This window comes from Paracraurococcus lichenis (assembly GCF_030657435.1).
GTDB classification, from domain to species: Bacteria; Pseudomonadota; Alphaproteobacteria; order Acetobacterales; family Acetobacteraceae; genus Paracraurococcus; species Paracraurococcus lichenis.
In genome coordinates, this window is record NZ_JAUTWS010000009.1 from 1 (window position 1) to 18,259 (window position 18,259).

At 68.2% G+C, this 18,259-nt stretch carries 13 protein-coding genes and 1 pseudogene; 4 read left to right on the forward strand and 10 right to left on the reverse strand.

Translation table 11 applies throughout. The features are described 5' to 3' along the window. Positions 1-393 precede the first annotated feature (393 nt). The 7 genes from Q7A36_RS11025 to Q7A36_RS11055 form a co-directional block, all read right to left on the reverse strand. Positions 394-1,005: a hypothetical protein gene (locus Q7A36_RS11025; RefSeq protein WP_305103742.1), complete on the reverse strand. Its 612-nt coding sequence runs from the start codon at positions 1,003-1,005 to the stop codon at positions 394-396. An 807-nt stretch (positions 1,006-1,812) separates the two neighbouring features. After that, complete coding sequence (locus Q7A36_RS11030) at positions 1,813-2,634, reverse strand: hypothetical protein (RefSeq protein ID WP_305103743.1); 822 nt, start codon at positions 2,632-2,634, stop codon at positions 1,813-1,815. Positions 2,635-2,695: 61 nt separating this feature from the next. Continuing rightward, a complete protein-coding gene (locus Q7A36_RS11035) occupies positions 2,696-3,256 on the reverse strand; it encodes a hypothetical protein (protein ID WP_305103744.1) in 561 nt (186 codons plus the stop codon). Between the two features lie 2 nt (positions 3,257-3,258). Further along, a complete protein-coding gene (locus Q7A36_RS11040; protein ID WP_305103745.1) occupies positions 3,259-5,232 on the reverse strand; it encodes an AAA family ATPase in 1,974 nt (657 codons plus the stop codon). A gap of 216 nt (positions 5,233-5,448) precedes the next feature. Further along, positions 5,449-6,246 carry an antitoxin Xre/MbcA/ParS toxin-binding domain-containing protein gene (locus Q7A36_RS11045; protein ID WP_305103746.1) on the reverse strand — a complete coding sequence of 266 codons (798 nt, stop codon included), beginning with the start codon at positions 6,244-6,246 and terminating at the stop codon, positions 5,449-5,451. 93 nt (positions 6,247-6,339) lie between these two features. After that, positions 6,340-7,596 (reverse strand): type II restriction endonuclease, encoded by a 1,257-nt coding sequence (locus Q7A36_RS11050; RefSeq protein ID WP_305103747.1) that lies wholly within the window; start codon positions 7,594-7,596, stop codon positions 6,340-6,342. A 69-nt stretch (positions 7,597-7,665) separates the two neighbouring features. Continuing rightward, a complete protein-coding gene (locus tag Q7A36_RS11055; protein WP_305103748.1) occupies positions 7,666-7,911 on the reverse strand; it encodes a hypothetical protein in 246 nt (81 codons plus the stop codon). Between the two features lie 409 nt (positions 7,912-8,320). On the opposite strand from Q7A36_RS11055, the pseudogene Q7A36_RS42055 reads away from it, so the two are divergent. Further along, positions 8,321-8,608: pseudogene (locus Q7A36_RS42055) on the forward strand (helix-turn-helix domain-containing protein); the annotation flags it as partial. Between the two features lie 975 nt (positions 8,609-9,583). Here the strand turns inward: Q7A36_RS42055 and gyrB are convergent. The 3 genes from gyrB to Q7A36_RS11070 all read right to left on the reverse strand — a co-directional run bounded on the left by gyrB (position 9,584) and on the right by Q7A36_RS11070 (position 13,790). Continuing rightward, a complete protein-coding gene (gene gyrB / locus Q7A36_RS11060) occupies positions 9,584-12,034 on the reverse strand; it encodes a DNA topoisomerase (ATP-hydrolyzing) subunit B (protein ID WP_305103749.1) in 2,451 nt (816 codons plus the stop codon). Positions 12,035-12,100: 66 nt separating this feature from the next. After that, positions 12,101-13,309: a DNA replication/repair protein RecF gene (gene recF, locus Q7A36_RS11065; RefSeq protein ID WP_305103750.1), complete on the reverse strand. Its 1,209-nt coding sequence runs from the start codon at positions 13,307-13,309 to the stop codon at positions 12,101-12,103. 154 nt (positions 13,310-13,463) lie between these two features. Beyond that, complete coding sequence (locus tag Q7A36_RS11070; protein ID WP_305103751.1) at positions 13,464-13,790, reverse strand: TIGR02300 family protein; 327 nt, start codon at positions 13,788-13,790, stop codon at positions 13,464-13,466. 161 nt (positions 13,791-13,951) lie between these two features. On the opposite strand from Q7A36_RS11070, the gene aroA reads away from it, so the two are divergent. The 3 genes from aroA to rpsA all read left to right on the forward strand — a co-directional run bounded on the left by aroA (position 13,952) and on the right by rpsA (position 18,209). Further along, complete coding sequence (gene aroA, locus Q7A36_RS11075) at positions 13,952-15,301, forward strand: 3-phosphoshikimate 1-carboxyvinyltransferase (protein WP_305103752.1); 1,350 nt, start codon at positions 13,952-13,954, stop codon at positions 15,299-15,301. Positions 15,302-15,455: 154 nt separating this feature from the next. Further along, positions 15,456-16,112 carry a (d)CMP kinase gene (locus Q7A36_RS11080; protein WP_305103753.1) on the forward strand — a complete coding sequence of 219 codons (657 nt, stop codon included), beginning with the start codon at positions 15,456-15,458 and terminating at the stop codon, positions 16,110-16,112. A gap of 375 nt (positions 16,113-16,487) precedes the next feature. Continuing rightward, positions 16,488-18,209: a 30S ribosomal protein S1 gene (gene rpsA / locus Q7A36_RS11085; protein ID WP_305103754.1), complete on the forward strand. Its 1,722-nt coding sequence runs from the start codon at positions 16,488-16,490 to the stop codon at positions 18,207-18,209. Positions 18,210-18,259 lie beyond the last annotated feature (50 nt).

Below are 18,259 nucleotides of genomic sequence, written 5' to 3' on the forward strand. Positions count from 1 at the left end.
AGGTCGTCCACGAACACGGCCCGGAACAGCGCCTCGGCGTACCGATCGACGGCCCCGAGCCGCCGCGCCACGACGTAGGTCCACGAGAGCAGATCTGGGTCGAGTGCGATGCGGCCGTACGGCTCGCGGAAAGGCACGGACAGCGTCACTGGGAGCAATCCAAGCAGAAACGCCCCGCAAGCCAATGTGCCGCGCCATCACAACATGGCCTGCTTCGTGAACAGCAGCGTAGCGGCGGTCACGAACGTACGGTCGGATCCCGGTGGTGCGCATGAGGATGGGTATCCATGCTCCAAGCAGGGTTAGCCGCCCTCTACTGTTCCCTGGCGCCACGCCGTTGCGGGCTCACTGAGTCAGCAGCGCGCCGCCAGATAGCCGCAGTGCGAAGTCCGCTCATTCGCTGCTATCGAGGGAACACTCCGGGCCCAGTTCATCGGAGCAAAACTCGTAGTTCCTCAGCGCCTCAGATAACTCCGCATCATCGAACGTCACCGCCGTGTCGTTCGGGCTTGCAAAGGTATGCCCGCCGAGATGCGGGACGACGCCAACATACTCGTACTTTGCGCCCCGCCACCAAACGACTTCCCCAATCTCGAAAGGAGCCGCGAGTACGCATCGGTCCTCAGGCACCTGATACTGCGGGAATACCGCAAGTTCCTGGATGGTGGGCGCACTCGGCGTCAAGCACACCCAGGAGCAACCGAGGCGTCGCGCGAGCAAAAGGAGTCCGACGAAATGCGCTGACAGCCCGCAGTTCCAAAACTGCGCGAAGTCGATGCGACCATCCGGATCCTGACTGTCATCCAACTCGCTTGCCACCTGTAGGACCGTCTGATCACCCCAGTGAAACGCCGGGATCCGTGGTTCAAGCGCGATCAGGTCCTGGTCACAAAGTGACATGTGCATTGGGTTCAGCTTGAGCACTCGCTCATAAATGCACGGAGACTCCCCGTCTGCGACGACCGTTGCCCGCAGACCCGGTAGCCAGTCGAGTTTCTCGCTCATTTGCCCGCAGCACATACCAGTATCCTCTCAAAAAAGGAGCGCCGCTGCTGCGGCGCCTTCATGGGATCATCGTAAAGTAAGCTGGGTGGAGATTGCACTAAGAATTGCACAGCAGAACAAAAAAATCATGGGAAATATTGTCAACATTACTGAGCGGGCCCAAGCCGCATCTACTATGTTCCTACGAAAGGCTGGCGCCGTCGTTGCACCGCAGGGAATCATCTGCTCAGGTGTTCTGATTGAGGACCATCGGGGTGCGCTTTCCGCCCCGACCGAGGCCATGGAGGATCTGCACCGGAGCGCCGCGTGGCGCACAGACGCGATGAACGGGAAAGACCACCGAATGGCAGGTATCCGATGGCGGGCCGAGCACGGAGCAGGCTGACGGCGAACACCTCTTCATCTACCTGACGCTGCTGCTGACACCTAGCTGGCCGAGGTCGTGCCCGGCGAGCCGTCCGCCGCGGCTGGATCCCGTTCTCAGCCTGCGGCTTGCGCCGCCGTGGGAAAACATCGACGTGAAGTTCCCGCACCGGCTGTCCGTAATCCCGCTGAGGTCAAACTGGTGTGGGTCGTGGGTAAGTCCTCGACGCCATCGAAATTTGACTGACTTCGCTCTGGTCAGGCCGCGGTCAGGTTTGGAACGCCGCGGAGTAGTCGAGGGTGTCCGTCACGGGCGCGCAGAGGTGGTCAGGCGCTATATCCGCCGCATTTTCGACGGCGGATGTAGCGCCTGACCTCGGCCTAACATCGCCCCGCGAACGAAAAATCAGTTGGTTTGTGGGACAAAATCGATTTGTCAGGAGCTTACGGCACAAGCCATCCGGAGATGTCATCGTCGTCGTAGGGCCGGAAGTGCCGGTCGAGCGGACCAGGCGGCATGTAAAGGCCCTGTTGCGCGGCATGCAGGAATCCCAGGACAACAAGCGGTCCTGATGGCTCCCCATTGATGACGATATCAAGCGGCGGACGGCCGCCGAAAACAGGCGCGGCATGAGGCGTCCTGAGCCACTCCACCCCTTCGTGCTCCAGGACGTGCAGGACGCCAAGCGCCTGATGGATGGCGAGGATGGAGGAGATCTGGGCAAGGACGTCATCCGGCAGCGCGAGGGGATGGTGCGCCCGGGCCGACTGGATCCAGGTATCGATTTCCGGCGACCCGCCGAGCACGCGGCGGCGCTCGGCGTCGTCCAGACCCCAGAGATCCGTGATTGCCAGTAAGGTGCGCAGCCCGGGCCCGCTCAGTCGGCGACGGCGCTCGATCGCTGCAAATCGCTCGGCTTCCTCCAGGAGGTCAGCAGGCGCTCCGGTTTGGATGAGGGCTCTATCGGGATCGTAGTTCGTGCAGCCGGGATAGGCTTTGGCCAGCCAAGCCAAGCATTTGTGGACACCTTCCCATCCGCCTTCGGCATGCCTCCAAGGCTCGATGCCGCGGAGCTCGGCGTGAGGCGTCTCGATCCACTCCCGGCCATGCCATACGCTACCCTTTGCCTCTACCGCAGCCACCAGCAAGCGGAAAATGCGGCGGGTGACTTGGTGCGCGTCGGACAAGCGGACCGGCTGACCATCGAGGAGTTCGTGGAAGTCGGGCTCGCTCTTCTGCCATTCCCGGAATTCCTCGGGGCTCATGATGCCGTTCCTCAGCGACGACGACCGAAAGTGTTGAGCACCTGCTGACGACCGACGTGACTCATGACCGCCGCCCCCACTCGTCACCGGGAACATGGACAACCCGCCCGGCCTCCTCCGACCAGACCAGCCAGCCATCGACGGCGGCCTGGAGGCGGCGCAGACGCGCATAGAAGTCCGCTGTGACGATCCGCATGCCGTCGCTGAACGGTCGGGCGGAGAAATCGCCCGAGGCGACCCAGTCGTAAATCCAGCGCTCCCAACCGTATGGCCAACTGGCCGCGTCGTGCGTCTCCGCGCACCAGCCCAGGGCGTCATGCAAATCGAGCTTCGGGTTCCGAGCCTGCAAGGCGGGGTAGTCCGCTTTCCAATGTATCCATCGCTCTACGAGCTCGGGAGAGACCAGATGGTGCTGCCACCTGGTCTCGGACCAGCAAAAGGCACTCGATGGGTCGATGTAGAAGGGCACCACTGGACGGGCATCGGCTGCCAAGAGAGCTTCTATGGTGTCGATCGCCATTTCCTCGAAGCGGCGGCGTGCCTCCGCCTCGCCATCCGTGAGACTGAAGATATCGTCCAGGTACTGCCGCTGGTGGGCCAGCAGGTCTGCCTTCGCCCTCACAATCAGCGGCTTTCCTGCATAATAGCTTCCACCTCGGCGCCGGTCAGCACCTCCCGCTCCAGCAGTCCAGCCACTAGGGCATCCAGTGCAGGCCGGTGTTCCTGCAATCGGCGGCAAACCTCCTCATAGGCGGCGTTGAGGCGCTCCTCGACACGCTGCGCCAGATCCGACCGGTTCACCAGCAAGGTGGCGAGATTCCGCTCGTCCCAGAGCCCGAGCCAGAGCAAAGGCCGCGCGGATATACCCATCGCCGTCTCGGCGTTCGCCGCCAGCCAGGTGGCCCGACCCAAGTCGCTGTGGATCGGTCCCCCGGAGCCGCCCGTCGCGTGCCCGAGCACAACCTCCTCAGCAGCACGGCCAGCCAGGAGGCGGCGTAGGTGCATGCCGAGCCAGGCTTCGGTGACATCCCCGCTCTGCGTAGCGACGGCCGTGTGTCCGCCGCTCTGGTCGTCCTCACGGATGGAGACATGTTGCAGGGCACCCGGCTGCTCTAGCACCTGAACCAGGGCATGCCCGGCCTCATGGACCGCTGCAATCCGCCGGGCACCTGTTGGTGACATCTGACCGGCACCCCGGATCTCCGCTAGCAGGTCATCGAGCGTCATTGGGCGCCCGTCCTTGCGCGCCCGCCGTCGTGCGCCGCGCGCCCAGCGCTCGCAATCAGCACCCGTGCCGCCCAAGGCGAGCAGCGCCGCCTGGGTCAAGTCGACGCCTGCCAGGTCCGTTCCGATGTGGACGCGGAGGATCGCCGCGAGCGCGCGCTGGTCAGGGAGAGGGACGGCGATAATGCGGTCCAGGCGACCGGATCGCGTGATGGCCGGGTCCACCATCTCGGGATGGTTGGTAGCCCCGACCACCACGACGCCCTCGCGCCCGCCGACGCCGTCTAGGTGCTCGAGCAGCGCGCCGACCACCGAGGCCCACCAGTCCCGATGGCGACTGTCGGCGGTCCGGCTATAGAAGCTGTCGAGCTCGTCGATGAACAGGATAGCGGGCGCAGCCTTCCGGGCCTCGTCGAAGGTCGCCGCCATTGCCTTGAGCAGGTCACCGAGGTGCCCCTCCCTCGACGCCTGCCACATCGAGTAGGAGCCGACAACGAGCGGGACGCCGCAAGTCACCGCCAGCGCGCGTGCGAAAGTGGTCTTGCCGGTGCCGGGAGGACCGGCGAGCAGGCAACCGCGGTCGATGTCGGCCCAGGAGAGCCACCCGGCGCCATAAGCGTCGAGGTCGCGTGCCAAATCGCGCCCCCAAGCTATCGCAGCATCCATGCCAGGAAGGTCGTCCAGCGAAGGCGCGGGCCGCGGTGCTCCGGAGGCTGCGCGCGCCACGATAGCTTCAGCACGCCGGAGGAAATCGTCAGCCGACTGCCCCTGCCGTCGTGCCAACCTCAGGACCACCGGCGACACGGCGGCGCAGACCTCGGGGGCGAGCACCAGGTCCGTGGCGTTGGACGTGACCGAGTGCGCTACGCTCTTCAGGTCTTCGGCGTTTAAGGGCGGCAGGCTAATCCGCAGGTCGGCGGCGCGGATCAGGTCCGTTGGCAGGAGCCGGTCCGGCGCGTGGGACACTCCGAGGACGCTCTGGCCCTGCCAAAGGCTCTCCGCGATCTGCTCGTTCTCATATTTCGGCCGGTGGCGCGATCTCGAGCCATCGGCATCGACCACCATCCACGCGCCCGGCCGGACCTCGATGTCGCCTGCCCTACTGGTGGACGTCCGCTTGCTGGGCACCTTGGCGATATCCCGCCAAGCCATGCTGACGGGCGACACCCAATCCGGGCTTGGCACCTCGATGATAATGGCGCCTGCCAGAGCTTCGACACTGATCCCCTGCTCGGTCAGGGCGCGTTGGACAGCAAGCCGGGCGGCGACCTGGGCTGGGTCTACGGCCCGAGGCAACCAGAGATCCGGCTCATCCTCTGGAAGTTCGTTATCGCCTGAAAGGTCGTCGTCTACGGCATCATGGTCGGCGGACATGCTGGAACCCCGTCTGCGGGTATGCGGAATGGCGACACGGTAATGCTGGTCGGTAGTCGCCGCTGCCACGGGGCGGCACTGGGCAGCGCCCGATGCCAGAATTGAACAGCAGTGTACTGATGTTGCAGAGGGCGTCCGCCAGAGGTTTTCGGCACTTCGCATTCGGCGTCATGATTGCCCGCCGCATCGCAAGATACTCATCCCAGCGTCCGGGGCTCATCGATCTTCGACGTCGTCCCAAGTAAGGTCCGCGTCCGTGTAGGGCCGGAAGTCGCCGTCGAGCTCAGGGATAGGCGGCATGTAGAACCTCTGCCCGGCGCCCTGGAGGAAACGCAAAGTGGCCTGCATCGCCTCGAAGCGGCCACCCGTCACGAGTTCGACTGGCGCCCGACTATCGAACGGGGGCGCCCGGTGTGGACTGCGGAGCCAGGCAGCCGCATTTCGGTCAGACGCATGGAGGACACGGAGCGCCTGATAGATGCCGAGTGTCACCGAGATCTGCGAAAGGGTGGTGATATCGAGAGTGAGCGTGGCGTGGCTTTGCGCCGCCTGGACCCAGGCGCCATAGTCGGCGGCCGTCGTGCGGAGCATGCGTTGGCGGTCGGCGTCTGGCAGGCCCCAGGCATCACAGACGTTGAGAAAAGCGCGCATGCCAGGTCCACTCAGGCGGCGTCTGGACTCGCCTGAGTGGTGGCCAATCCAGCGTATGTGGTCGTGAAGTTCTTCCCGGCTGCGGCGTTCGGTGTAGTACCCCTGCTCAGTGTCGGCCTCGCCCTCCTCAGGGCGCCATGCTTGGGTTGTCGGGTCGCAGCGCCGAACAATCGCATCCGGCTCAAAGGGCGCGACGGGAATGAGAGTGGTATCGTTGGCGTCTGCCAGACGCCAATCGATGTGGATGAGGTCGGCCACACCCACCACCACCTCGAGGGCGAGTCCTGGGACCGGGTGCTTACGCACGAGGCGCTCGGCATTCCCTATGATGGTACTGCGGGCGTCTTCGACGCTGGTGTCCATCGTTCCCTCCTGTCCCACGTGCCGGTCGCACGTCGTCCGGCCAATTATCGGCGGCGCAAGCTGCCGACCACCGTTCAAGGGAATACGGACCGGCTATGGACGACGTGAGATGGCCTGGATTGCTTTCACGCCAGCCCCAAAGCGTGCGATTGCCTCCTTGTGCGTCTGCAATGCGCCGTAAGGCAGGAACAGTATCTCTGGTCCGCTGTTCAGTTTGAAGGCTGGATAGGAGAACTGGCTCCTTGCCTCCCTTTCGCGGCGATCGGGCGCCACAACGAAGAGTGCCTCAAGTGAATGCGGCGCGGGCCCCAGCGCGAGGCATAGCATCCGGACCAGACCGGCTGCGATGTCCGTTGTGTGCTCAACTTCGAAGGCGGACACGACACGCTTCGACGTTGGGTCCAGCCACAGCACGTCGATGAGGCGGATCGCGTCGGCGCAGGTATCTTCATCTATTCCCGGAAGATCCGGCAAGCATCGGTCACCTAACTTCCCGCCGCCAAATGGGCGGTTGCGGTCATTTGCTGCGACCCAGATATCGAAGCCCAGTGAGGAGCCGAGGTCGCGGAGCAGACCTTGGACCTCCGTATGGCTCAAGTTGTCAGCTTGCGTTGCGTTTGCCATGTTGATGCCCTCCGCGCGTACACGTGCAAGGTCAGCCACCCACTGCGCGCGAGCACCCTCGTTGTCACCACAGGGCGGTGCTGGGTAGCGCCCGCTACCAACATCAAACAGCAGTGCACTGATGGCGCCGAGGTCGTCCGACAGCAGTGTTCGATGCCTGGCATTCAGCATTGCGATCGTGCGCCGCATCGCAAGGTAATCGTCCCAGCGCCCGGGTCTCATCTTGCTGCCGGTCAGGGCATTGAAGCCGTCTACAATGGCGGTGCTGTAGAGTGGCACGATGGTCGGGTGGAGGAAGTACAGCAGGTTAGCCGAGGTAGGCCCTACGCCCCTGATGCGCTCGGCGTCGAGTTGCCGGATCGCGGCGATGACTTGACTTTCAGTGCCGCAGCGCAGGCAAACATCGAGCATCCGACCGAACGCGTGCTGGTTGTCAGTGCTCTTGTATATGTCGGGGCTGTGCAGCTTCGGCCGCCAGAGAAATGCACATTCGGTGCCATTCAGAATTCTACCCTGCGCGGCAATCGCACCGACCACCTCCTCCAAGGCGGAGCCACGATAGACGCAGCCGAAGGTGCCCGCTTCAATCTTCGCAGCGGCCCTTTGAATGCCGCGGCGAACCGAGCGGAATCCCCTGACGCGCGCGTTGCCCAGAAACCAGGTCCGGTACGTGCTCCCCGGGTCACTTCGGGCCTTGCTTATCAACGGAAGTAGGGCATCTGACATGCTCACCTCTGAGTGCTCCGCCTCACCGTACACCGCATGGTAAAGCGGCCGTCCGAGGCATGTACGGGGTCAGGGGAAGGTAGCCAGTACGTCGTCGAGCGACGCTGCTACAAAGATGATGCGCGCTCCAGGAAGCTGGATGGCAGTCGTGTCCCGGCAATCGTCTGCGTCGCTCAGGCAGATGACGGCGCCAGGGCGGACTGCATGTCGCACGCCATCGCGGTCGACGAATAGCATGTAGCCGTGGATGCGTTCACCCGCCATGGCGGCAGTGCTGTTAGGCAGATGTGTGGCGAATGGTTTCAGGTCGCTCATCTCCTCGCTCCCGAGGCGGCTTTCCAAAAGGATGTGCCGGGGTCGACCACCGTGCGTGGTGGAATGCTCCATGACGTTCACATGCGCGACCGTCGTCAGCGCACATCAGGCAGCGTGGTCGGCCGCGCGGAGGTGAGCCGGTGTCTGTGTGTCGTGGTGTGCTTCCTGAGGTGTCCGCATGCGGGCCAACCCCTCTCCCAGGACTGCCGAATGCCATTCGATTCGGCCGACTGCTAGGGAGCGTTCCATAGGGCGCCGCTGCCCGTCAACAGAATTCGCTAGCTTTGATAGCGTTTGCGCTTTTACTAATAGCGAGAAAGAAATTCGGGGTGGACGCGCTAGGATTCTTCGTTGTCAACAATGGGGAGTGCCTACCCGTCTCTCTGAAGCGCCCAGCATTCTCCCCCCCCCGCGTCTCCTCGCTGCGGCGAGGGTGCTCGTCGGTCTGTCTCAGCGCGAGCTTGCTGCCGAGGCGGGACTCGCGGTGAGTTCGGTCGGCCGGTATGAGGCGGGGCTATCGACCATGCGGGCCGACAGCCTCGGCTCAATCCTCGCGGTCCTCAGGAAGCGTGGTGTCCGCTTTTTGGAAGAGACCGGTGAAGTGGCAATGGGGATCCTCCTTCTGAAGGAGGCCCCTGGAATTGCGCAGCCCGAAGCCGTTCCGGACTCAAAGCCTCGGACGAGGAAGCGCCGCTGACGCAGACCATTGATGAGCACTTGGCGGCAGACCGCGCCGAGCGCTGAGAGCCTTTGGCGCCCGAGGCATTGTCTCGGACCCTGGACTGCCGAGCCTTGCGCGTCTTGCCCGAGAGCGGCGAGCGGGCATCGCTCTCAGTTGCCTCGCCGTTGGGCTTCTGGGCCGACCGCGATCGCACGAAGCACCGCCCCACCCGCAGGCTCCGTCTGCGCGCGGAGGGGACATGGAAGGGTGGGCATCCGGCGCACGAACTCCGACACCTTTGCTTGACCGCTTGCTCTCGAGCCTCGTGGCACTGTGCCTTGGGCCCAGCCTTGAAAGGCTTCGCGTCGTCAGCGAAAAGGTGCGCCTCCTCCAGGGAGACCTGTGCCTCCTCCTGGATGTGGCACGGATCCAAGTAACACGGGTCCTAACGGCCACGTCACGTCAGCGCGATTCTGCACGGTCGAGCTAAAACCCAGCGAGACGCGATGCAGCGGCTCTCTGTGCCGTGTCCCCGGTCAAAATGTGGAGACCACTCGCCGTTGCGCCATAATCGGCAGACCGGCCTTCACCTCACTTTTGCCAGTCCTATCGTAAAATCATTCGATCTTTTCGCCCGTGGTCACAGTCATCCAGCGCGACAATCGTTACGAACACCGCTGTTATGTAGATCAACCACCTGCGAAGCCTGCGGGTGCGCGACTCGTACTCACGGGACCCGGCGCGCGAATATGTCATGGTTGTCTAGGGGTACCACCAAAATCCGAGCCGTGAGACTAAACCGCGTCCACTTTGAGACCCGTAGCCCTGCCGCTAGCGGTTAAGGGTTCGGTGAGCGAGCGTGGTCGTAGGGGCGGAACTATGGATTCCGAAGTGGACGCGGTTCAAGCCGTTGACAAACTTCGCTCAGGCGCAAGTCCGCGCCTGAGAAAGTTTCGCGTTATCTGAATCGGGCTTCGCAAATTCTGCGTTACGGACCACCGAACAACAACGCTACACGTCGAGATTCGCCACCTTCAGCGCATTGTCCACGATGAACTCGCGCCGCGGCTCCACCACGTCGCCCATCAGCGTGGAGAAGACCTTCTCGGCGTCCTCGTCGTCGCCGAGCTTGACCTGGAGCTGCGTGCGCACCGCCGGGTCGAGCGTCGTCTTCCAGAGCTGCTCCGGGTTCATCTCCCCGAGGCCCTTGAAGCGCTGGATGGTCAGGCCCTTGCGGCCCTGCGCCAGGATGCGGTCGAGCGCGGACATCGGCCCCATGACCGCCGTCTCGCCGCCATCGATCGCGAGGCGCGCCGACTCGGCATAATCGCGCGCGAGGGCCTCGCGCCGCTCGTCCAGCCAGCGCGCCTCGGCGCTGCGGAGCGCCGTCGGCGTCAGCGCGTGCCGCTCCGTCACGCCGCGCACGGTGCGCCAGAGCTGCAGCCCGCCATCGGCCGGCGCCGCGTTCCAGTGCCGCTCGGCCGGCAGCGCCAGCGCGTTCAGCCGCGCGACCAGCGCCGCGGCGGCGCCCGTCGCGCGCGCGGCCTCCGGCGTCAGCGCGCCGGCGACGGCCGCCTGCTCGACGATCTCGGCCGGGACATGCGCGGCGAGCCGCCGGATGCGCGCCGCGACCTGGCGGAGCTGCTCCGCCTCCGCCCGCAGCTCGCCGCCCTGCAGCGCCCGGCCGTCGCCGAGCGTCAGCGTCGCGCCGGAGACGGCCTTCTCCAGCAGGTAGTCCTCCAGCGCCCGGTCGTCCTTCAGGTAGCGCTCGTCATTGCCGCGCTTGGCGCGGTAGAGCGGCGGCTGGGCGATGTAGAGGTGGCCGCGGGCGATCAGCTCCGGCATCTGCCGGAAGAAGAAGGTCAGCAGCAGCGTGCGGATATGGCTGCCGTCCACGTCCGCGTCCGTCATGATGACGATGCGGTGGTAGCGCAGCTTGTTCGGATCGAAGCCGCCCTTCGCCGGCTCCCCCGGGCCGATGCCGGTGCCGAGCGCGGTGATCAGCGTGCCGATCTCGGCGCTGGACAGCATCTTGTCGACCCGCGCGCGCTCGACGTTCAGGATCTTGCCCTTGAGCGGCAGGATGGCCTGGAAGGCGCGGTTGCGGCCCTGCTTGGCGGACCCGCCTGCGCTGTCGCCCTCGACGAGGAAGAGCTCGCACTTCGTCGGGTCGCGCTCCTGGCAGTCGGCGAGCTTGCCGGGCAGGGTCGAGATGTCGAGCGCGTTCTTGCGCCCGACCTTCTCGCGCGCGAGCTGCGCCGCCTTGCGCGCCGCGGCGGCGAGCACGACCTGCTCGAGGACGGTCTTCGCTTCCTTCGGATGCGTCTCGAACCAGTGGCTCAGCGCATCGGCGACGGCCATCTGCACCACCGGCTGGACCTCGGAGCTGACCAGCTTGTCCTTGGTCTGGCTGCTGAACTTCGGGTCCGGCACCTTGACGGACAGCACGCAGGTCAGGCCCTCGCGCATGTCCTCGCCGGACAGCTCGACCTTCTCCTTCTTCGCCAGGTCCTCGGCGTATTTCATCACCACGCGCGTCAGCGCCTGGCGGAAGCCGGCCTGGTGGGTGCCGCCGTCGCGCTGCGGGATGTTGTTGGTGAAGCACAGCGCCACCTCGCGCGGGCTGTTGTTCCACCACATCGCCAGCTCGACGCGGATGCCGATGTCGGTGTCCTTGCTGACCAGGCTGATCGGCGGGCGGAAGAGCGGCTCCTTGCCCTGGTCCAGCCACTCGACGAAGGCGGTGAGGCCGCCCTTGAACTGGAAGAAGATCTCCTGCGCCGGGACGTGCCGGTCGTCCTTCAGCGCGATGGCGAGGCCGCTGTTGAGGAAGGCCAGCTCCCGCAGCCGCCGCTCGAGGATGGCGAACTCGTACTCGACCTTGGTGAAGGTGCCGCTGGACGGCTTGAAGGTCACCTCGGTGCCGCCGCGCTCCTCCGAAGGGCCGACGACCTTCAGCGGCTGCACGGTGTCGCCATGCTCGAAGCGGATGAAGTGCTCCTGGCCGTTGCGCCAGATCCGCACCTCCATCCACTCCGACAGCGCGTTCACCACAGCGGCGCCGACGCCGTGCAGGCCGCCCGAGACCTTATAGGAGTTCTGGTTGAACTTGCCGCCGGCGTGCAACCGCGTCAGCACGACCTCGGCCGCGCTGATGCCCTCCTCCTCGTGGATGTCGACGGGAATGCCGCGGCCGTCGTCGCGCACGGTGACGGAGCCGTCGCCGTTCAGCGTGACCTCGACGCGCGTGGCGAAGCCCGCCTGCGCCTCGTCCACCGCATTGTCGATGATCTCGAAGGCCATGTGGTGCAGGCCCGAGCCGTCATCGGTGTCGCCGATATACATGCCCGGTCGCTTCCGCACGGCCTCGAGGCCACGGAGGACGGTGATGGATGCGCTGTTGTAGTCGGCTCCGTTCTGGTCAGGCGGGACCGGTTCGGCGCGCGCGGCGGGATCGCTCATGCCGGCGGCATACTCCTCAGGTCAAAGCGGCGGGATTCGTCTGCTGAATATAGGGATTTCGGGGCCTTAGGGCACGGGAAAATCCGTATCCGCAACAAGTACGCCGGGGCTCGCCCGGAACCCCTCGGCGATGCCGCGGAGGGGGGCGAAGACCCCGGGATCCGTCCCGGTGAGGAAGGCCTGGGCCGGCAGGTCGGCCAGCGCGGCAAACAGCGCCTCCCGCCGCGGGGCATCCAGATGCGCCGCCACCTCGTCCAGCAGCAGCAGGGGGGCGAAGCCGCGGGCATGCGCGATGAGGGCGGCATGCGCCAGCACCACCGCGACCAGCAGCGCCTTCTGCTCCCCGGTGGAGCAGAGCGCGGCCGGGATCTCCTTCGGGGCATGGGTGAAGAGCAGGTCGGCCCGGTGCGGCCCGGTCAGCGTCGCCCCTGCCGCCGCGTCGCGCCCCCGGCAGGCCGCCCAGTCCGCGCGGAGCCCGTCCTCCACCGCCAGCGCCGGCGCGCCGGCCAGCGCGGCGGAGACCGGGCAGGTCAGCGCCAGCCGCGCCGCCGGGAAGGCACCGGTGACGCCGCCCGCCATGGCGGCATTCAGCCGCGCCACCAGGCCGCGCCGGGCGGCGGCCACGGCGACGCCGTGCCGCGCCATGGCGTCCTCCAGCCCGGCCAGCCAGGCCTGGTCGATCCGCAGCCCCTCCCGCCGCTCCTGCGAGAGGAGCCGGTTCCGCTGCGCCATGGCATTGTCATAGGCCGCGACCTCGCGGGCATGGTGCGGCTCCAGCGCCCAGACCAGGCGGTCGAGGAAGCGGCGGCGGTCGCCCGCGCCCTCCTGGAACAGCCGGTCCATCTGCGGGGTGAGCCAGACCGCCGAGACCCGCTCCGCCAGCACCGCCTGGGAGCGCACGGGCGCGCCATCGAGACGAAAGATGCGGCGCTCCAGCGCGCTCCGTCCGCCCTCGGCGGCCGGGGAGCCCGGCCGCGGCCCCGCCTCCGGCGTGCCGGTGCCGATGTCGAATTCCGTGCCGAAGGCGTCGCGGAAGCGCCCGGCGGCGGCCCAGGGCAGGGGGGTGCCGCCCTGCTGCCGGCCGAACTCGACGGTCCGCGCCCCGCGCAGCCCGCGCCCGGGGCCGAGCAGGCTGATCGCCTCCAGTAGGTTGGTCTTGCCGGCCCCATTCGGGCCGGTGACGAGCACGATGCGGCTCCGGAACGGGGCTGTCAGCGCCGGCCAGCTCCGGAAATCTCGCAGCATGAGCCGGGTCAGGCAGAGGGCGGGCGCCATTCAGCGCCCCGGGGCCGGCCGCGCGCGGATGCGGACCGGACCCCCTATCGGGGCGGCTCGCCGGGGGCCAGGGCCGCGATGCGGGCCCCCGATGCGCGGCCGCAGCGCGGCCGCGGCGCCGCGTCCAGGCCCGGACGCGCGGCGCCCCTGCGTGTCAGCCCTCCTCGTCGCGGTCGGCCTCGACCTCGAGCTCCTCGCCGATCGGGTCCGCATCGTCCTCGAGCTCCTCGGCGTCCTCGACCGCCTCGTCGCCCTCGACATCCTCCAGCTCCACCTCGTCCGCGTCCGCCTCCGGCGCGACCGTGCGCTTCTTCAGCTTCTCGTCGGCGGGCAGGGCTCCGGCGGCGCGGCGCAGCCGGGGCTGCTCGGCCGGCTGCTCGGTGCCGCATTTCGGGCAGATCGCAGGCGCCCGCATCAGGTCGTAGAACTTGGTGCTGCAGGCGACGCAGACGCGCTTGAGGCCCAGTTCGGGCTTGGCCATGGGGGTGAAGCCTCGTCTCGATTCGGGCCGCCCGCGGCCGGGCCCGGGCCCGTGCGAACGGCGCGACCACCCGCGGCGCCACCGCGGCGCGGCGGACTCCGGGCGGTCAAAAAAGGGTCTGGCGCATTGCCACGCGGCACGCCCCGTGTCAAACGCGCCACATGGCCCACTCCGCTGCCCCGCAACCGCTGCGCGCCGCGGCGCCGGCCCGTGGCCTCGCCGGCCGCCATGCCGTGCCGGGCGACAAGTCCATTAGCCACCGCGCCCTGATGTTCGGCGCCCTCGCCGTCGGCACCACCGAGATCACCGGCCTGCTGGAGGGGGAGGACGTGCTCCGCACCGCCGCCGCCATGCGGGCGCTCGGGGCGGCGGTGGAGCAGATTGGCTCCGGATCCTGGCGCGTCGCCGGCCGCGGCGTCGGCGGCCTGGTCGAGCCGGCGGATGTGCTGGACATGGGCAATAGCGGCACCGCGGCGCGGCTGCTCTGCGGGCTGCTGGCGGGGCATCCGCTGTTTGCGGTGATGACCGGCGACGCCTCCCTCCGCAAGCGGCCGATGAAGCGGGTGACGGAGCCGCTCGCGGCGACCGGCGCCGCCTTCTGGACGCGGGAGGGCGGGCGGCTGCCGCTGGCCGTGCGCGGGGCGGTGGAGCCGCTGCCGCTGGACTATACCCTGCCGGTCGCCTCGGCGCAGGTGAAGTCGGCCTGCCTGCTGGCGGGCTTGTGCGCCCGCGGGACCACACGGGTGATCGAGCCGGAGCGGACCCGCGACCACACCGAGAACATGCTGCGCCACTTCGGCGCGACGGTCCGGGTCGAGGACCTGGCCCATGGCCGGCTGATCGAGCTGGAGGGCCAGCCGGAGCTGGCGGCGGCGCCGATCCTGGTCCCCGGCGACCCGTCCTCGGCCGCCTTCCTGGTCGTCGCGGCGCTGCTGGTGCCGGGGTCGCGGGTGACGGTGGCGAATGTCGGGCTGAACCCGCTCCGCACCGGGCTCTTCACGACGCTCAGGGAGATGGGCGCGCGGCTGACGGTGGAGAATGCCAGGGTCGCGGGCGGCGAGCCGGTCGGCGACATCACCGCCGAATACGGGCCGCTCCGGGCCGTCGAGGTGCCGCCCGGGCGGGCGCCGTCCATGATCGACGAATACCCCATCCTCTCGGTCGCCGCCGCGGCGGGGGAGGGCGAGACGCGCATGCGCGGCCTGTCCGAGCTGCGGGTGAAGGAGAGCGACCGGCTCTCCGCCACCGCCGCCCTGCTGGCGGCCAACGGCATCGCGGCGCGGATCGAGGGCGACGACCTGGTCGTCCAGGGCACCGGCGGCGCCATCCCGGGCGGCGGGACGGTGGCGACGCATATGGACCACCGCCTGGCGATGAGCGCGCTGGTCATGGGCCTCGCGGCGCGGAAGGCGGTCGCGGTGGACGATGCGGCCTTCATCGAGACCAGCTTCCCCGGCTTCGCGGCGCTGCTGAACGCGGCGGCCGGCGAGGCGGCGATCGGGCCGGCGTGAGGCGCGGCCGCAGCGGCCTCGCCCGGCGGCTGGCCCCCGGGCGGCGCAGCCCGCATCGGGCGGGATGCGGGCCGGGGAGGCCCGGTTTCGGCGGCGCCGTCAAGAGCCTGGCCATCGATAGGCCCTTCCTGTCCCGCCCGATGCCGGTGTCCGCATGACCGCCTCCGCCCCGCCCCTCGTCGTCGCCGTGGATGGTCCCGCCGCCGCCGGCAAGGGCACGCTCGCCCGCCGCCTCGCCGCCGCGCTCGGCCTGCCCTATCTCGATACCGGCCTGCTCTACCGCGCGACCGGCCGCCGCGTCCTCGACGGGGCCGCCGATCCGCGCGACCCCGCCGCGGCCGAGGCCGCCGCCCGCGCCCTGACCCCCGCCGACCTCGCCCGCACCGACCTGCGCGGGCCGGAGGCCGACCTGGCCGCCTCCGCCGTCGCCGCCATCCCGGCCGTGCGCGCCGCGCTGCTGGACTGGCAGCGGGCGTTCGGCCGCCGCCACGGCGCGGTGCTGGACGGCCGCGACATCGGCACCGTCGTCTTCCCCGAGGCGCCGGTGAAGCTCTTCGTCACCGCCAGCGCCGGGGAGCGGGCCCGTCGCCGCTTCCTCGAACTGCAGGCCCGCGGCGCCGCCGCCGACCCGGCGCAGGTCCTGGCCGAGCTGCTGGCGCGGGACGAGCAGGACAGCCGGCGCGCCGTCGCCCCCCTGGTCCCGGCCGCGGATGCCGCCGTGCTGGACACCACCGAGCTGGACGCCGAGGCCGCCTTCGCCGCCGCCATGGCCCTGGTCCGGGAACGCCTGGGCGATACGCTGCCGCCCTAGTTTGGCCGAGGGGGTTGGGCCGCCGCCGCGGCTCCGTCCGGGCCCGGTCCGACCCGGCCATCCCCGCGGCTTCATGCGATTCCGCTTGACGCACGTTTCGCAAAGGCTTAGCGAGCCCTGTCCGCGCGCCTAGGGGGGCCGCGGCGTCCGTGTTTCCGGGGCCGGCCAGCCGGCGCCCGCGGGACGGACCGGCAAAGGGCGGGCCGATACACCGCCTCCGCACCAGGGTCGTCAGGCGCCCGGGCCGCTCCCGCAGCGGGAGGGTCGACGCCGGACCAAGCCGTGTCCGTCCAGCCCCCGGCCAGGTCCGGGACCGCGGCGGAGGCGCAGGAAGCCTGCCCGCATCTCGCGGGCATTCCAGGAACAGACTGCTTCATGGCATCCGCTACCAGCCTCGCCCATCATGATGCGGGGACCGAGGATTTCGCCGCACTCCTCGATGCCACGCTCGGGCCCGATACCGGCTTCGCCGGCTCCGTCGTCTCCGGCCGCGTGATCCGCATCGATGACGACTATGCCGTCGTGGATGTGGGGCTGAAGAGCGAGGGGCGCGTGCCCCTCAAGGAATTCGCGCCGCAGGGCCAGAAGCCCGAGGTGAAGCCCGGCGACGTCATCGAGCTCTTCGTCGAGCGCTACGAGGACCGGGACGGCTCCATCGTCCTGTCGCGCGAGAAGGCGCGGCGCGAGGAGGCCTGGACCAACCTCGAGAAGGCCTACCAGGCGCAGCAGCGCGTCAACGGCACCATCTTCGGGCGCGTCAAGGGCGGCTTCACCGTCGACCTCGGCGGCGCCGTGGCCTTCCTGCCGGGCAGCCAGGTCGATATCCGCCCGGTGCGCGATGTCGGGCCGCTCATGGGCAGCCCGCAGCCCTTCCAGATCCTCAAGATGGACCGCGCCCGCGGCAACATCGTGGTCAGCCGCCGCGCTGTCCTCGAGGAGACCCGCGCCGAGCAGCGCTCCGAGCTGATCCAGGGCCTGAAGGAGGGCATGATCCTCGACGGCGTGGTGAAGAACATCACCGATTACGGCGCCTTCGTGGACCTCGGCGGCGTGGACGGCCTGCTGCACGTCACCGACATCGCCTGGCGCCGCATCAACCATCCTTCCGAGGCCCTGACCATCGGCCAGCCGGTGAAGGTGCAGGTCATCCGCTTCAACCCGGAGACCCAGCGCATCAGCCTCGGCATGAAGCAGCTGATGGCCGACCCGTGGGACGGCGTCGCGCTGAAGTACCCGGTGGGCGCGAAGTTCAGCGGCCGCGTGACCAATATCACCGATTACGGCGCCTTCGTGGAGCTGGAGCCGGGGGTCGAGGGCCTGGTCCACGTCTCCGAGATGAGCTGGACCAAGAAGAACGTCCATCCCGGCAAGATCGTCGCCACCTCGCAGGAGGTGGACGTGATGATCCTCGACGTGGACGAGCCGAAGCGCCGCATCTCGCTCGGCCTCAAGCAGGCCCAGGGCAACCCCTGGGAACTCTTCCTCGAGGCGCATCCCCCGGGCTCCGAGGTCGAGGGCGAGATCCGCAACATCACCGAGTTCGGCCTCTTCATCGGCATCGGCCCGGATATCGACGGCATGGTCCACATGTCCGACATCTCCTGGGACGAGGCCGGCGAGCAGGCGATGGCGCGCTTCAACAAGGGCGACGTCGTCAAGGCGAAGGTGCTCGACGTCGATGTCGAGAAGGAGCGCATCTCGCTCGGCATCAAGCAGCTCCAGGCCGACCCGGCCGCCGAGGTGCTGGACCGCGTGCGCAAGGGCGACATCGTCACCACCATCGTCACCCAGGTGCAGGCCAACGGCATCGAGGTGAAGGTCGAGGACGTGCTCACCGGCTTCATCCGCCGGGCCGAGCTCGCGCGTGACCGCGGCGACCAGCGCCCCGACAAGTTCGCCGTCGGCGAGAAGGTCGATGCCAAGGTCGTGGCGGTGGACCGCGCCGCCCGCCGCCTGTCGCTGACCATCAAGGGCAAGGAAGTGGACGAGGAGCGCGAGGCGATGAAGGAGTACGGCTCGACCGACTCCGGCGCCTCCCTCGGCGACATCCTCGGCGCGGCGATCCGTCGCCGCCGCGAGATGGCCGGCGAGGAGTAATCCCGCACCGCGTTGCGGGACGGATCGGGGGAGCGGGCCGCGAGGCCCGC

Excerpts from the sequence above, each read along its gene's own strand:
- Q7A36_RS11050 (WP_305103747.1), bottom strand. The coding sequence starts at position 7,596 with ATGTCAGATGCCCTACTTCCGTTGATAAGCAAGGCCCGAAGTGACCCG.
- Q7A36_RS11025 (WP_305103742.1), bottom strand. The coding sequence starts at position 1,005 with ATGAGCGAGAAACTCGACTGGCTACCGGGTCTGCGGGCAACGGTCGTC.
- Q7A36_RS11030 (WP_305103743.1), bottom strand. The coding sequence starts at position 2,634 with ATGAGCCCCGAGGAATTCCGGGAATGGCAGAAGAGCGAGCCCGACTTC.
- Q7A36_RS11045 (WP_305103746.1), bottom strand. The coding sequence starts at position 6,246 with ATGGACACCAGCGTCGAAGACGCCCGCAGTACCATCATAGGGAATGCC.
- Q7A36_RS11070 (WP_305103751.1), bottom strand. The coding sequence starts at position 13,790 with ATGGCCAAGCCCGAACTGGGCCTCAAGCGCGTCTGCGTCGCCTGCAGC.
- Q7A36_RS11080 (WP_305103753.1), top strand. The coding sequence starts at position 15,456 with ATGACCGCCTCCGCCCCGCCCCTCGTCGTCGCCGTGGATGGTCCCGCC.
- recF (WP_305103750.1), bottom strand. The coding sequence starts at position 13,309 with ATGGCGCCCGCCCTCTGCCTGACCCGGCTCATGCTGCGAGATTTCCGG.
- Q7A36_RS11040 (WP_305103745.1), bottom strand. The coding sequence starts at position 5,232 with ATGTCCGCCGACCATGATGCCGTAGACGACGACCTTTCAGGCGATAAC.
- aroA (WP_305103752.1), top strand. The coding sequence starts at position 13,952 with ATGGCCCACTCCGCTGCCCCGCAACCGCTGCGCGCCGCGGCGCCGGCC.
- Q7A36_RS11055 (WP_305103748.1), bottom strand. The coding sequence starts at position 7,911 with ATGAGCGACCTGAAACCATTCGCCACACATCTGCCTAACAGCACTGCC.
- gyrB (WP_305103749.1), bottom strand. The coding sequence starts at position 12,034 with ATGAGCGATCCCGCCGCGCGCGCCGAACCGGTCCCGCCTGACCAGAAC.
- rpsA (WP_305103754.1), top strand. The coding sequence starts at position 16,488 with ATGGCATCCGCTACCAGCCTCGCCCATCATGATGCGGGGACCGAGGAT.